General features: G+C 71.2%; 15 protein-coding genes. 5 read left to right on the forward strand and 10 right to left on the reverse strand.

Features of this window, described 5'->3' with window-relative positions; genetic code table 11:
* Window positions 1–31: 31 nt before the first annotated feature.
* The 4 genes from LMU33_RS01645 to LMU33_RS01660 form a co-directional block, all read right to left on the reverse strand.
* Window positions 32–748 (reverse strand): ABC transporter ATP-binding protein, encoded by a 717-nt coding sequence (locus tag LMU33_RS01645; RefSeq protein ID WP_228616606.1) that lies wholly within the window; start codon window positions 746–748, stop codon window positions 32–34.
* A 168-nt stretch (window positions 749–916) separates the two neighbouring features.
* Window positions 917–1684 carry a DUF3710 domain-containing protein gene (locus tag LMU33_RS01650; RefSeq protein WP_228616608.1) on the reverse strand — a complete coding sequence of 256 codons (768 nt, stop codon included), beginning with the start codon at window positions 1682–1684 and terminating at the stop codon, window positions 917–919.
* A gap of 1 nt (window position 1685) precedes the next feature.
* Window positions 1686–2237: a dUTP diphosphatase gene (gene dut / locus LMU33_RS01655; RefSeq protein WP_228616610.1), complete on the reverse strand. Its 552-nt coding sequence runs from the start codon at window positions 2235–2237 to the stop codon at window positions 1686–1688.
* On the reverse strand, window positions 2234–2818 hold the full coding sequence (locus LMU33_RS01660; RefSeq protein ID WP_228616612.1) for a PaaI family thioesterase: 585 nt from the start codon (window positions 2816–2818) through the stop codon (window positions 2234–2236). The genes dut and LMU33_RS01660 overlap by 4 nt, the downstream gene beginning before the upstream one ends.
* Window positions 2819–2931: 113 nt before the next feature.
* Here LMU33_RS01660 and LMU33_RS01665 point away from each other — a divergent pair, with 113 nt between their 5' ends.
* On the forward strand, window positions 2932–3396 hold the full coding sequence (locus LMU33_RS01665) for a DUF3093 domain-containing protein (RefSeq protein WP_228616614.1): 465 nt from the start codon (window positions 2932–2934) through the stop codon (window positions 3394–3396).
* Between the two features lie 38 nt (window positions 3397–3434).
* Here LMU33_RS01665 and LMU33_RS01670 read toward each other — a convergent pair whose 3' ends face one another.
* The 4 genes from LMU33_RS01670 to LMU33_RS01685 all read right to left on the reverse strand — a co-directional run bounded on the left by LMU33_RS01670 (window position 3435) and on the right by LMU33_RS01685 (window position 6995).
* A complete protein-coding gene (locus LMU33_RS01670) occupies window positions 3435–4349 on the reverse strand; it encodes a hypothetical protein (RefSeq protein WP_228616616.1) in 915 nt (304 codons plus the stop codon).
* Between the two features lie 13 nt (window positions 4350–4362).
* A complete protein-coding gene (locus LMU33_RS01675) occupies window positions 4363–4659 on the reverse strand; it encodes a DUF4193 domain-containing protein (protein ID WP_003997302.1) in 297 nt (98 codons plus the stop codon).
* 428 nt (window positions 4660–5087) lie between these two features.
* Complete coding sequence (locus LMU33_RS01680) at window positions 5088–6335, reverse strand: sensor histidine kinase (RefSeq protein WP_228616620.1); 1248 nt, start codon at window positions 6333–6335, stop codon at window positions 5088–5090.
* A 6-nt stretch (window positions 6336–6341) separates the two neighbouring features.
* Window positions 6342–6995: a response regulator transcription factor gene (locus tag LMU33_RS01685; RefSeq protein WP_023546086.1), complete on the reverse strand. Its 654-nt coding sequence runs from the start codon at window positions 6993–6995 to the stop codon at window positions 6342–6344.
* Window positions 6996–7411: 416 nt separating this feature from the next.
* Here LMU33_RS01685 and LMU33_RS01690 point away from each other — a divergent pair, with 416 nt between their 5' ends.
* The gene (locus tag LMU33_RS01690) at window positions 7412–7585 is read left to right on the forward strand and encodes a hypothetical protein (protein WP_023546087.1); all 174 of its coding nucleotides are present in this window, start codon (window positions 7412–7414) and stop codon (window positions 7583–7585) included.
* Window positions 7586–7680: 95 nt separating this feature from the next.
* On the opposite strand, the gene LMU33_RS01695 is transcribed toward LMU33_RS01690, so the two are convergent.
* Complete coding sequence (locus tag LMU33_RS01695; RefSeq protein ID WP_228616622.1) at window positions 7681–8496, reverse strand: inositol monophosphatase family protein; 816 nt, start codon at window positions 8494–8496, stop codon at window positions 7681–7683.
* Window positions 8497–8504: 8 nt separating this feature from the next.
* The gene (locus tag LMU33_RS01700; RefSeq protein ID WP_228616624.1) at window positions 8505–9632 is read right to left on the reverse strand and encodes a ferrochelatase; all 1128 of its coding nucleotides are present in this window, start codon (window positions 9630–9632) and stop codon (window positions 8505–8507) included.
* A 172-nt stretch (window positions 9633–9804) separates the two neighbouring features.
* Here LMU33_RS01700 and LMU33_RS01705 point away from each other — a divergent pair, with 172 nt between their 5' ends.
* From LMU33_RS01705 to LMU33_RS41590, 3 genes are read left to right on the forward strand one after another with little or no spacing between them, the layout of a single operon-like run.
* The gene (locus LMU33_RS01705) at window positions 9805–11043 is read left to right on the forward strand and encodes an MFS transporter (RefSeq protein ID WP_228616626.1); all 1239 of its coding nucleotides are present in this window, start codon (window positions 9805–9807) and stop codon (window positions 11041–11043) included.
* A complete protein-coding gene (locus tag LMU33_RS01710) occupies window positions 11003–12322 on the forward strand; it encodes a D-arabinono-1,4-lactone oxidase (RefSeq protein WP_228616628.1) in 1320 nt (439 codons plus the stop codon). The genes LMU33_RS01705 and LMU33_RS01710 overlap by 41 nt, the downstream gene beginning before the upstream one ends.
* 23 nt (window positions 12323–12345) lie before the next feature.
* Window positions 12346–12687, forward strand: a complete 342-nt coding sequence (locus LMU33_RS41590; RefSeq protein WP_308280742.1) for a hypothetical protein — start codon at window positions 12346–12348, stop codon at window positions 12685–12687.
* The last annotated feature ends 496 nt before the right edge of the window (window positions 12688–13183 follow it).

The following is a 13183-nucleotide window of genomic DNA, read 5'->3' on the forward strand; positions in this document are numbered from 1 at the left end:
CCCTGATGAGACCGCTGCCCAGCCGGCCGGTTCAGTGCTCGACGATCTCGCCGTCGCGCAGTTCCAGTACCCGGTCGGCCAGGTCGAGGAGGGTCGCGTCGTGCGTGGCGACCAGCGCGGACGGGGCTCCGTCCCGGCCGGCCGACTCCTCGCTGCGTACGACGGCCCGCAGCAGCTCCATGACGGCGTGCCCGGTCTCGGCGTCCAGCTGGCCGGTCGGTTCGTCGGCGATGAGCAGGGCCGGCCGGTTGGCGAGGGCGCGGGCGATGGCGACGCGCTGCTGCTGCCCGCCGGACAGCTCGCCGGGCCGCTGGGCGGCGTGCCCCGCCAGCCCGACGAGGGAGAGCAGCAGCTCGACCCGCTCCTCGCGCTCGCGCGGGTCGGCACGGCGCAGTCTGAGCGGTACGCCGACGTTCTCGGCCGCGGTGAGGATCGGGATGAGCCCGAAGGACTGGAAGACGAACCCGATCCGGTCCCGGCGCAGCCGCAGCAGCTCGCTCTCGCCGAGCTCCCCCAGCTGCCGCCCGTCGACCTCGACCCGCCCCCGGTCGGGTGTGTCGAGCCCGCCGACGATGTTCAGCAGGGTGGTCTTGCCGGACCCCGAACGCCCCTTGAGAGCGACGAGTTCACCCCGCCGCACCTCGAGGGAGACCCCGCGCAGGGCATGCGCGGCCGCGGCACCGCGCCCGTACGACTTGTGGACGTCCTCGACCCGCACCATGGTGCCGGTGACCACCTGACCGCCCATACCGCCTCCCCCGGTCGACCGGGCGCCAGTATGGCGCCCCGGAGGGGGCGCGGGGAACTGCGCGAGCAGCCACGACGAACCCGCACCCGGCGACGGCGCGACCCCGCAAAACGGGCCGCACCCCGCAGAGGCACGGCCCGTACATCCCCGCTGAACCCAGCGGAGCGCCTAGCGGACCTCTGTGATCTCCGGCCCGCGCTGCAGCTGGCCCATGCCGCCGGAGAAGCGGGAGGACTCCTCCTGCTGCACCCCCTCGGGGACCATCTGCGCGTCGTTCGGCAGCTTCAGGACGATCGGGTCGCGGGGTGCCATCGGCCCCTCACCACGCACCACGACGGTGTCGCGGAAGATCTGCTCCAGCAGCCCCGCGGCCTGCGGCTGCACCGCGCCCTGCCCGGAGATCACTCCCCGCAGGAACCACCGCGGGCCGTCCACGCCCACGAAGCGCACGACCTGGAAACCACCCGTGCCGTCCGGCAGCTGTACCGGCACCTGCGCGCGCAGCTCCCAGCCGAGCGGGCCCTCGACCTCGTCGACGATGCCACCCTGCTGGGTGATGCCGGACCCGATCTCCTCGCGGACCTCGCCCCAGATGCCCTCGCGCTTGGGCGCGGCGAAGGCCTGGAGCTGGATGGCGCTGTCGCGCAGCACGACGGTGGCTGCGACGATCGCGTCACCGGCGACCTCGACCCTGAGCTCCATGCCGTCGACGCCCGGTACGAACAGTCCGCCGAGGTCCACACGGCCCTCGGCCGGGTCACGCACCTCGCTGCTGTCCCAGGGCCCGTCGGGCCGGGGCCCGGGCTCCAGCCGGACGCGCTCGCGCCCGGCCTCTTCCTCTTCCTCGTCCGCCTCGGTGTCGACGCTGTCGACGACCTGCTCGGCCTCGCCGGCCGCGTCCTCGGCGGCACCCTTCTTCTTGCGACGTCCGAACACGTCACTGTCCTTCCCGGTCGGATACGACCGAAGCGTATCGATTCCCACCCGTCGGACCGCCATCGGCGGCCTGACCGCTTGTGCCGCTATCGCCGCCCACCGCGGCATGGCCGCCGGTGGACCCGAAGCCCCCTTCGGCCCGCGTGGAGTCGGGAAGCTCCGCGACCTCCTGGAAGCGGACCCTCTCGACCTGCTGGACGACCAGTTGGGCAATCCGGTCGAAGCGCTCGAACCGCACGGACTCGCGCGGGTCGAGATTCACCACGATCACCTTGATCTCCCCACGGTACCCGGCATCAACCGTCCCCGGGGCATTCACGAGGGCGACGCCGCAGCGAGCGGCGAGCCCGGAGCGCGGGTGCACAAAGGCCGCGTACCCCTCGGGCAGGGCGATCGACACACCCGTGGGGAGCACGGCCCGCTCTCCGGGACCCAGTTCGCACGGCTCGGTCGTGCGCAGATCGGCTCCGGCATCCCCCGGATGCTCGTACGCCGGAAGGGGTACGTCGGGGTCGACGCGGCGGAGCAGCACGTTCAGGGGGCCACGGCTCACGGGTTCACCTCGAAGGCGCGGGCACGCCGGACCTGGTCCGGGTCGCTCATGGCGGCCTGGATCTCCTCCGTGCGGCCGTGGTCGATGAAGTGGTCGACCTTGACCTCGATGAAGAGGGCGTCGGCGCGGACGGCGACGGGCCCGTCGGGACCGCCGATGCGTCCGGTGGCCTTGGAGTAGATCTTCCGGCCGGCGACGGCCGTGACCTCGGCCTCCAGGTGGAGCGTGGTGCCAAGGGGCACGGGCCGCACGAAGTCGGTCTCCAGCCGGCCGGTGACGGCGATGGTCCGCAGCAGCCAGTTCAGCGAGCCGAGGGTCTCGTCGAGGGCCGTGGCCAGCACACCCCCGTGCGCGAGGCCCGGGGCGCCCTGGTGGGCGGGCTGGACGGTGAACTCGGCGGTCAGCGAGACGCCCTCGCCGGCCCGGGCCTCCAGGTGCAGTCCGTGCGACTGCCCGGGGCCACAGCCGAAACAGTGTTCGTAGTGCGCACCGAGGAGTTCCCCGGGCGCGGGCGCGTCGGGGTGCCGTACCGGTTTCACCGCGTCGGCGGGAGGCTGAAGGCTTGCGGAACTACCACTCACAGGCGCAGACCTTACCCGCCCGCCCGTCACCCACCGGCGCCCCGCCTGACAGCGCTTCGCGCTGACTCCCCCTGATAGTGGCCAGCTTCGGATCCCGTGCCAAGCTTGGCTCCATGCAGCTCTCCGCCGCCCCCTACGAAGAACGTCTCACCGCCCCCCGCTCGTGGTGGCTGATCAGCTTTCTCGTGGGCGTCTCCTTCGCCCTGATCCTGCTTCCCTTCGGCACCCTGCCGCTGCTCGGCGGCCTGGTCGGCGGTACGGCCGCGGCGGCGGTGGTCGCCAGCGCGTACGGCTCCCAGCGCATCCGTGTGGTGGGTGACTCGCTGATCGCGGGCGAGGCGAAGATCCCGGTGTCGGCGCTGGGCGAGTCCGAGGTGCTGGACGCGGAGGAGGCCCGCGCCTGGCGGACGTACAAGGCCGACACCCGCGCCTTCCTGCTGCTGCGCGCCTACATCCCCACGGCGCTGCGGGTGGAGGTCACCGACCCGGAGGACCCGACGCCGTACCTGTACCTGTCGACGCGGGAGCCGGAGCGGCTGGCGGCTGCGATCGAGGCCGCGCGCAAGGCGAACGCCTAGAGACTCCCGGCGAGCGCCTCGAAGCCCTTGGCGAGCGTCTAGAGCTCTTCGGGAAGGTCGCGCAGCTTCAGGGGCTCGGCCGGTTCCTCCAGCGGCGGGAGCTCGGGCAGTTCGTCCCACGGCACCTGGATCTTGCGCAGGTCGGCCCGGACATGGGCGGCGAGCCTCCTGGTGTCCCGGCGGTTCATGACGGCGCCCACCGCCGCGCCGACCATGAACGGCATCAGGTTGGGCAGGTCCCGGACCATCCGCTTCATGATCTGCTGGCGCAGTTCGCGTTTCATGCGGCCGCCGAGGGCGGCGTCGTACGTCGCCGGTTTCATCACGTCGATCCCGCGCTCCCCCGACCAGGAGGACAGATACGCGGTACTGCGGGTCTTGAGGTTCCCGGGCGGCCGTACGCCGTAGACCTCGTGCAGTTCGGCGATGAGCTTCAGCTCGATCGCGGCGACCCCGGTGATCTCCGCGGCCAGTTCGGTCGGCATCGCGGGCGGCACCGGCAGCATCGCCGCCGCTCCGATCCCCGCTCCGACCGTCGAGGTGCCGGCCGCCGCGCCCGCCACCAGCTTGTCGGCGAGCTTTTCGGGGCCGAGACCCGGGAACTGCCGGCGCAGGGTCGCGAGGTCGCGCACGGGGACCCGCGGGGCGATCTCGATGATCCGGTCCGCGAGGTAGCCCAGGCCCGCGCGAGCACGGCTGCCGCCCCTGCGGACCCCTTCCCGGGCCATGGCGCGGGCCCTGTCGCTCATCACCGCCGCCCGCCGCCGGGCGGCGGGCGCGGGCTGCCGCACCGGCGCCGGGTGGTCTGCCCGGTCGGTCGCCGGTTCGAGCGGGGCCACCACTCCGGGTGCGCCCCGCTCGTCGTCACGCGCGCCGTGCGGGCCGTCGGACGGCCCTTCGTCCGCTTTCCCCAGGGGGAAGCGGCGCTTCCGGGGAGGGGTCGAGCCAGACACGGCCGACCCGACCTCAGTCGCAGTCGCGGCAGATCGGCTGACCGTTCTTCTCCCGGGCCAGCTGGCTGCGGTGGTGCACCAGGAAGCAGCTCATGCAGGTGAACTCGTCCTGCTGCTTGGGCAGCACCCGGACGGCCAGCTCCTCGTTCGAGAGGTCGGCGCCGGGCAGCTCGAGGCCCTCGGCGGCCTCGAACTCGTCGACGTCCACCGACGAGGTGGACTTGTCGTTCCGCCGGGCCTTCAGCTCTTCAAGGCTGTCCGAGTCGACGTCGTCGTCGGTCTTGCGTGGAGTGTCGTAATCGGTTGCCATATCGCTCTCCCCCTCTGGGTGTCTGCGGTGTCTCCAGCGCACGTAACGCGTGAGAGGCCGGACTTGTGCCCGACCTGAGGCGGAGATTTTGCCTCACATCAAGGTCTGTTACTCAATCGACACCCAACCCGACCCCTCAAGAGTGATCGGCTTGGATGGCGGTGAGGACCGTACACGGTTCCAATGCCGCACCTCAAAGGCGCCTCACCGTGTACTTCCCGTGATCAAGTGCCCTGAAAACCAGGACTTTCCCGGCTTTCCGCCATGTTTCATGATCACGGAGCGTACATGGCCGAAAATCCGCCCATGTGATCGATCACACAACAGCAAGCTCATTCGGCGGCTGGAAAATTCCGCGTCAAGCGAACATCTCCCGCGTGTGTCGGCCGCGGGCCCGGGCCGCCCGGTCGGAACGGCCCGGTCACGGATCACAGCGGCAGGGTGACCCGCATCACCAGACCGCCTCCCTCGCGGGGCTGCGCCACGATGTGGCCGCCGTGCGCGCGGGCCACGGACCGGGCGATGGAGAGGCCGAGCCCCACCCCCTTGTCGCTGCCCGTGCGCTCCGTACGGAGCCGCCTGAAGGGCTCGAAGAGGTTGTCGATCTCGTACGCCGGCACCACCGGCCCGGTGTTCGCGACGGTCAGCACCGCCCGGCCGTGCTGGACCTCCGTGTCCACCTCGACCCAGCCGTCCTCGGCCACGTTGTACCGCACCGCGTTCTGCACCAGGTTCAGCGCGATCCGCTCCAGCAGCACGCCGTTGCCCTGCACCACCGCCGGCCTGCGCTCGCCGCGGATCTTCACGCCCTTGGCCTCGGCCTCGCCGTGCACCTGGTCGATGGCCTGGGTGGCGACCTCGGCCAGGTCGACCGGCTTGCGCTCGACGATCTGGTTGTCGCTGCGGGCGAGCAGGAGCAGGCCCTCGACCAGCTGCTCACTGCGCTCGTTGGTGGCGAGCAGGGTCTTGCCCAGCTGTTGCAGTTCCATCGGCGCGTTCGGATCCGACAGATGCACTTCGAGGAGCGTGCGGTTGATCGCGAGCGGGGTGCGCAGCTCGTGGGAGGCGTTGCCGACGAAGCGCTGCTGGGCGGTGAAGGCCCGCTGCAGCCGCTCCAGCATGTCGTCGAAGGTGTCCGCCAGCTCCTTCAGCTCGTCGTCCGGGCCGTCCAGCTCGATCCGGCGGGACAGGTCGGAACCGGCCACCTGGCGGGCGGTACGGGTGATCCGGCCGAGTGGCGACAGCACCCGGCCGGCCATCGCGTAACCGAACGCGAACGCGATCACGGCGAGGCCCAGCAGGGCCAGCAGCGAGCGGCTGAGCAGGTCGTCCAGGGCGGCCTGGCGCTGGTGGTCCACGCACTGCGCGATCGCGTCGTTGAACTCCGACAGCGGCAGGCTGGTGGTGTTGATCGCGGGGCAGTTGTCGCTGGAGACCCGGATCGACGTGCCGCTGACGATCTTGAACAGTGGCTGGTTGCCGGTGCTGATCGCCTGCGCGGCCAGCAGGTAGATGATCGACAGCAGCAGGATGCCGGCGATCAGGAACATGCCGCCGTACAGCAGCGTGAGCCGTATGCGGATGGTCGGGCGCAGCCACGGGAAGGGGGCCTGCGGCCTTCTGGGGTCCCAGGTGGGTTTCGGTGGCGCCTGGGGCGGCGCGGGTGTGGCGGCCATGGCCGATCAGATCCGGTAGCCGGAGCCGGGGACGGTGACGATGACCGGCGGCTCGCCCAGCTTGCGCCGCAGGGTCATCACGGTCACCCGCACGACGTTGGTGAACGGGTCGGTGTTCTCGTCCCAGGCCTTCTCCAGCAGCTGCTCGGCCGAGACCACCGCGCCCTCGCTGCGCATGAGCACCTCCAGCACCGCGAACTCCTTGGGCGCGAGCTGGATCTCCTTGCCCTCGCGGAACACCTCGCGGCGGTTCGGGTCGAGCTTGATTCCGGCGCGCTCCAGGACCGGCGGCAGGGGAACACTCGTACGACGGCCGAGGGCGCGCACGCGCGCGATCAGCTCGCTGAACGCGAAGGGCTTGGGCAGATAGTCGTCGGCGCCGATCTCCAGGCCCTCGACACGGTCGCTGACGTCGCCGGACGCCGTGAGCATGAGCACGCGGGTGGGCATGCCGAGCTCGACGATCTTGCGGCAGACGTCGTCGCCGTGCACCAGCGGGAGGTCGCGGTCGAGGACGACCACGTCGTAGTCGTTGACGCCGATGCGCTCCAGGGCTGCCGCACCGTCGTACACGACGTCGACGGCCATGGCCTCCCGGCGCAGTCCGGTGGCCACCGCATCGGCGAGCAGTTGCTCGTCCTCGACGACGAGTACGCGCACGTCGCTTGTCCTTCCTGATGTCCACCCGCGTAGCGCGCCGTGGGCGCGTGCGGGCAGGGGTGTTCGTGGGGTGTGACCTCCATCCTGCCCTTTTCGGCCGTAAGTCGGCTGTAAGGCGGGTTGTGGACCGCACAGATCGGTGCCCCGGGGCGGGAATACGAGATTTTCTCCTCCGGTTGAGGTTTCCGGGTGAGGGAGCGGGGGGAGGACGGCTTTACACCCCGCGATCACGCTCTGCATGTGCCGCAGCACCATGCGGTACATGGCGATCCGCTTCCGCAGAGTGGGCGCGGGTGTCCGGCACCGTCGCCGCCCAGCAGGGCAGCGCTGGGCACCCGTGAGAGACGTGATCGCCCCTTTCCCAACAGGCACACCCCCGTGCCACCGACCCACGACCCAGGACGAGGGGGCGCAGCATGGACGCTTTCACCGCAGGACTTCTGCAGCGCATAAGGGCGACCGAGTCCGACCTGTCGCGGGCTCGTGACGAGGGTGACGACTTCCTCGTCGAAGTGGAGCAGGCAGAGCTCGACGACCTGCGACGCCTCGCCGCCGAACACGGTGTGGAGGTCGGCGCGTCACGCGTCTGATCGGCCCGAAAGCGCAAGAGGGGACCCCGGCGAATCCAGCGCCGGGGTCCCTTTGCGTTCAGCGCCTTGCGTTCAGCGACCGGGGACGGTCGCGTTCAGTCGTGCCACGCCCCGAACTCCTCCAGCAGCCCCTGCAGGGGCTCGAACACTCCCGGTGACCCGGCGACTGTCAGATCCCGCGAAAGGCGCTCTCCCGGCCTGCCACCGACCAGCGCGCCCGCCTCCCGGGCGATCAGGTCACCCGCCGCGAAGTCCCACGCGTTGAGCCCCCGCTCGTAGTACCCGTCGAGCCGGCCGCAGGCCACGTCGCACAGGTCGACCGCCGCCGAGCCGCTGCGCCTGATGTCCCGCAGCAACGGGATCAGCCGCCCGGCCACCTCGGCCTGGTGGGTGCGGACCTCGGCGACGTAGTTGAACCCGGTGGAGACCAGGGCCTGGTCGAGAGGGGGCGCGGGACGGCAGGCGAGCGCCCGCTCGCCCTCCCATGCGCCAGTGGCCCACGCGCCGCCGCCACGTACCGCGTGGTACGTCTCGCCGCGCATCGGGGCCGCGACGACCCCGACGACCGTCTCCCCGTCCCGCTCGGCCGCGATGGACACCGCCCAGGTCGGCAGCCCGTACAGGTAGTTCACCGTGCCGTCGAGCGGGTCGATCACCCAGCGCACGCCGCTGGTGCCCGCCACGGAGGCGCCCTCCTCGCCGAGGAAGCCGTCGTCGGGCCGCCGGGCGGAGATCAGATCGGTGATCAGCTTCTCCGCCGCGATGTCCATCTCGGTGACGACGTCGATCGGGCTGGACTTGGTCCTCGCCACGGCCAGGTCGGCCGGGCGGCCGTCCCGCAGCAGCTCACCGGCGCGGCGAGCGGCCTCCCGGGCCAGTTCCAGCAGTTCCCGGTGCAGGGGGTCGGTCACGGGTCTCCTCACGCGTAGGGGCTGTCGGCGCCGGCGGCGGCCGGATGGGGCGCACGGGCGGGGCAGCAGCCGACCGGGCAGAGGTTGTGGCTCGCGCCCAGCGTGCCGAGGGCGCACGGGGTGACCTCCTGGCCGCGCTCCGCGGCGGCGCGTTCCACGATCAGGTCGCGGACGGCGGCGGCGAACCGGGGGTCGGCGCCCACGGTGGCCGAGCGGCGCACCGGCAGGCCCAGCTCCTCGGCCTTGGCCCTGGCCTCGGTGTCGAGGTCGTACAGCACCTCCATGTGGTCCGAGACGAACCCGATGGGCGCCATGACCACGGCCGGGACGCCCGCCGCGTGCTGCTCCTCGAGGTGGTCGCAGATGTCCGGCTCCAGCCACGGGATGTGCGGGGCGCCGGAACGCGACTGGTAGACCAGCCGCCAGGGGTGGTCGACGCCGGTGCGCTCGCGGACGGCGTCGGCGATCAGCTGGGCCACGTCCAGGTGCTGCTCGACGTAGGCGCCGCCCTCGCCGTGGACCTCCACGGGCCCGGAGGTGTCGGCGGCGGAGGCCGGGATGGAGTGGGTGGTGAAGGCGATGTGGGCGCCCGCGCGGACGTCCTCGGGGAGATCTTCGAGGGAGCGCAGCACGCCGTCGATCATGGGGTCGACGAAGCCCGGGTGGTTGAAGTAGTGCCGGAGCTTGTCGATCTTCGGCAGCTCCAGGCCCTCCGTCTCCAGCGTGGCGAGCGCGTCCGCGAGGTTCTCGCGGTACTGGCGGCAGCCCGAGTAGGAGGCGTAGGCGCTGGTGGCGAGCACGAGGATGCGGCGGCGGCCGTCGGCGACCATCTCGCGCAGGGTGTCCGTCAGATACGGCGCCCAGTTGCGGTTGCCCCAGTAGACGGGCAGGTCCAGGCCGTGCTCGGCGAAGTCCTTGCGCAGGGCGTCCAGCAGGGCGCGATTCTGGCCGTTGATGGGGCTGACCCCGCCGAACAGGAAGTAGTGCCGACCGACTTCCTTCAGGCGTTCCTTCGGGATGCCGCGCCCGCGCGTGACGTTCTCCAGGAACGGGACCACGTCGTCCGGGCCTTCGGGGCCGCCGAAGGAGAGCAGGAGCAGGGCGTCGTACGGGGTGACATCGAGCGCGTCTGGCATGTCTCGATCCTGCCACTCGGTACTGACGGCCAGGAAACAGCCGGGTGACGAGTCGGGTTCCAGTCGGTTTATGCCGGTTTTTCCGGCCGTCAAACCAGGTGCGATTAGGGTCACCTAACTCGTAACCTGTATCAGCCGCATTCGCGCCTTACCGAGCCGCTTCGGAGACCCCGTGCCCAGCCCCTACAGAGCCCTGTTCACCGAGCCCGGCACCAAGGCGTTCTCCGCCGCGGGATTCCTCGGCCGGATGCCGTTGTCGATGATGGGCATCGGCGTGGTCACGATGGTCTCCCAGCTGACGGGGCGGTACCGGCTCGCGGGCGCGCTGTCGGCCACCATCGCGCTGTCCGCCGCGGTGATCGGGCCGCAGATCTCCCGGCTGGTCGACCAGCACGGGCAGCGCCGGGTGCTGCGCCCCGCGACCCTGGTGGCCCTCACGGCGGCGGCCGGACTGCTGCTCGCCGCGCACGCGAAGTGGCCGGACTGGGTGCTGTTCGTGTGCGCGGCCGGGATCGGCTCCGTGCCGAGCCTGGGCGCGATGATCCGGGCCCGCTGGGCGGCGCTGTACCGGGGCACCGACAAACTGCACACCGCGTACTCGTTCGAGTCGGTCGTCGACGAGATCTGCTTCATCTTCGGCCCGATCATCTCCATCGGCCTGTCCACGGCCTGGTTCCCGGAGGCCGGGCCGCTGCTCGCCGCCTGCTTCCTGGCCGCCGGCGTCTTCTGGCTCACCGCCCAGCGCGCCACCGAGCCGCAGCCGCACCCGCGTGAGCGCCACGGCGGCGGTACGGCCCTGCGCTCACCCGGCCTCCAGGTGCTGGGGGCGACCTTCGTGGCGACCGGCGCGATCTTCGGGTCGGTGGACGTGGTCACCGTCGCCTTCGCCGACGAGCGCGGCCACAAGGGCGCCGCGAGTGTGGTCCTGGCGCTGTACGCGGCCGGTTCCTGCGCGGCCGGGGTGGTCTTCGGGCTGCTGCGGTTCACCGGAGCGCCGGAACGCCGCTGGCTGCTGGGCGTGGCGGCGATGGCCGTGAGTATGATCCCCCTCCTACTGGTCGGAAACCTGCCGCTTCTGGCCGTGGCGCTGTTCGTTGCGGGGCTGTCCATCGCACCGACGATGATCACGACGATGTCCCTCATCGAAGAGCACGTACCTCGCGCGCGGCTCACCGAGGGCATGACCTGGGTGAGCACCGGCCTCGCGGTCGGTGTCGCGCTCGGCTCCTCCGTGGCCGGCTCGGTGATCGACGCCGCCGGGGCGCGGGCCGGGTACGGGGTTCCGGCCGTGTCCGGGGCCGTCGCGGTCGCGGTCGGTTTTCTCGGGTACCGCCGGCTGCGCAGGCCGGCCGCGGGTCGGGGAGGCACCGTTGAGCAGCACAGCGAACGGGAAGAACGGCACCTGGCGTAACTGGGGCGGCAACGTCTCCGCCCGGCCCGCCCGGCAGGTCACGCCGGCGTCGGTGGAGGAGCTGGCCGCGGCGGTGCGCCGGGCCGCCGAGGACGGCCTGAAGGTGAAGGCGGTCGGGACCGGGCACTCCTTCACGTCGATCGCGGCCACCGACGGTGTGTTGATCCGCCCTCAACTGTTGACCGGAATACGCAAGATCGACCGTGAAGCCATGACGGTCACGGTGGAGGCCGGCACCCCGCTCAAGAGACTCAACACGGCTCTGGCGCGCGAGGGTCTGTCGCTCACCAACATGGGCGACATCATGGAGCAGACGGTCTCCGGGGCCATCAGCACCGGCACGCACGGCACGGGCCGCGAGTCCGCCTCGATCGCCGCCCAGATCACAGGACTCGAACTCGTCACGGCCGACGGCTCGGTGCTGACCTGCTCCGAGAAGGAGAACCCCGAGGTCTTCGCGGCTGCCCGAATAGGCCTCGGCGCCCTCGGCATCGTCACCGCGATCACCTTCGCCGTGGAGCCGGTCTTCCTGCTCACCGCGCGCGAGGAGCCGATGCCCCTCGACCGGGTCCTCGCCGAGTTCGATCAACTCTGGGCGGAGAACGAACACTTCGAGTTCTACTGGTTCCCGCACACCGGCAACACCAACACCAAGCGGAACAACCGCAGCGCCGGTCCCGAACAGCCCGTGGGGCAGCTGGCCGGCTGGTTCGAGGACGAGTTCCTCTCCAACGGCGTCTTCCAGGTGGCCCAGTGGGTCGGCCGCGCCGCCCCCGCCTGCATTCCCGCCGTCGCGCAGATCTCCAGCAAGGCCCTGTCCGCGCGGATGTACACCGACATCCCTTACAAGGTCTTCACCTCGCCGCGCCGGGTGCGCTTCGTGGAGATGGAGTACGCCGTCCCCCGCGCGGCCCTGGCGGAGACGCTGCGCGAGCTGAAGTCCATGGTCGAGCGCTCGGGGCTGCGCGTCAGCTTCCCCGTCGAGGTGCGCACCGCCCCAGCCGACGACATCACCCTCTCCACCGCCTCGGGGCGGGACAGCGCCTACATCGCCGTCCACATGTTCCGGGGCACGCCGTACCAGGCCTACTTCACCGCCGCCGAGCGGATCTTCACGGCGCACGAGGGCCGGCCGCACTGGGGCAAGGTGCACACCCGGGACGCCGAGTACTTCGCGCGCGTCTACCCGCGCTTCGGCGAGTTCACTGCGCTGAGGGACCGCCTCGACCCGGAACGTCTGTTCCAGAACGACTACTTGCGGAGGGTTCTGGGGTCGTAGGCGCCTGGGTGGACCCGCTGGGCGTGGGGGTCGGGGACGGGCTCGGACCGCCGCTCGCCTCCCCGCCCGGGGAGTCGCCGGGCGTCGGCGTCGCGCTGTGGGCCGTACCGCCGCCGGTATCGGGTGCGTGCTCGCGAGAGGGGGTGCGCGAAGGCACTGGCGTCTCCTCGGAGCCGGCGGGCACATCGGACGTCGAGGAGGACGAGCTCCGGCCGGTGACGGCGTCGCTGACCGTCGTGCCCCTGCCGCCCCCGAAGGCGTTACCGGACACCAGTTCGTACGTCGTGATGCCGGCCATGGTCACCCCGAACACGACGGCGGCCGCGACCACCGGCCGCCGCCGGCTCCTCACCCGCGCGCGGTAGACGGTGCCCTCGGTGAACTCACCCGCAGCCGGTGGCACTTGTTCCCTGGGACGGGCCGTGGCCGTCGCGTCCCTCAGCTGCTCCCCGGTCCGCTTGAAGAAGTGCTGGAACAGGGTGCCGCCGCAGGTGGCGACGGCACTGACGACTCCCGCGCCGAGGATCGTGCCGTACACCCCGAAGTACGACGCCAGTTTGGCCGCCACGACGGCGGCGAGGGCGCCGCCCGCGACCTGGGGGACGCTCAGGTCGATCCGTTTGCGACCCGCATCGGGCGTTTCACGCATACCCGGAACCTGCCTGCCTTTCCCGTACTTGATCGACATTGGGCCACCAGCTGCACGAGATAGGGACGCACAACAGAAACCATTAGTTCCGTTTCTGGGGATTACGTGAAGTTCGCCACGTTCGCGAGCCGCAAAACCGGTTGCCGACGGCCAAGTCGCAAGCCTTGCCTGAAGTTGGGCGGCGCGCCCATCCACGCACATGGTCCAAATGG

The sequence above is a fragment of the Streptomyces barringtoniae genome (assembly GCF_020819595.1).
Taxonomy (GTDB): Bacteria; Actinomycetota; Actinomycetes; order Streptomycetales; family Streptomycetaceae; genus Streptomyces; species Streptomyces barringtoniae.

Coding starts and splice junctions, on each gene's coding strand:
- LMU33_RS01645 (WP_228616606.1), bottom strand. CDS start 748: ATGGGCGGTCAGGTGGTCACCGGCACCATGGTGCGGGTCGAGGACGTC.
- LMU33_RS01665 (WP_228616614.1), top strand. CDS start 2,932: ATGCAGCTCTCCGCCGCCCCCTACGAAGAACGTCTCACCGCCCCCCGC.
- LMU33_RS01675 (WP_003997302.1), bottom strand. CDS start 4,659: ATGGCAACCGATTACGACACTCCACGCAAGACCGACGACGACGTCGAC.
- LMU33_RS01680 (WP_228616620.1), bottom strand. CDS start 6,335: ATGGCCGCCACACCCGCGCCGCCCCAGGCGCCACCGAAACCCACCTGG.
- LMU33_RS01690 (WP_023546087.1), top strand. CDS start 7,412: ATGGACGCTTTCACCGCAGGACTTCTGCAGCGCATAAGGGCGACCGAG.
- LMU33_RS01700 (WP_228616624.1), bottom strand. CDS start 9,632: ATGCCAGACGCGCTCGATGTCACCCCGTACGACGCCCTGCTCCTGCTC.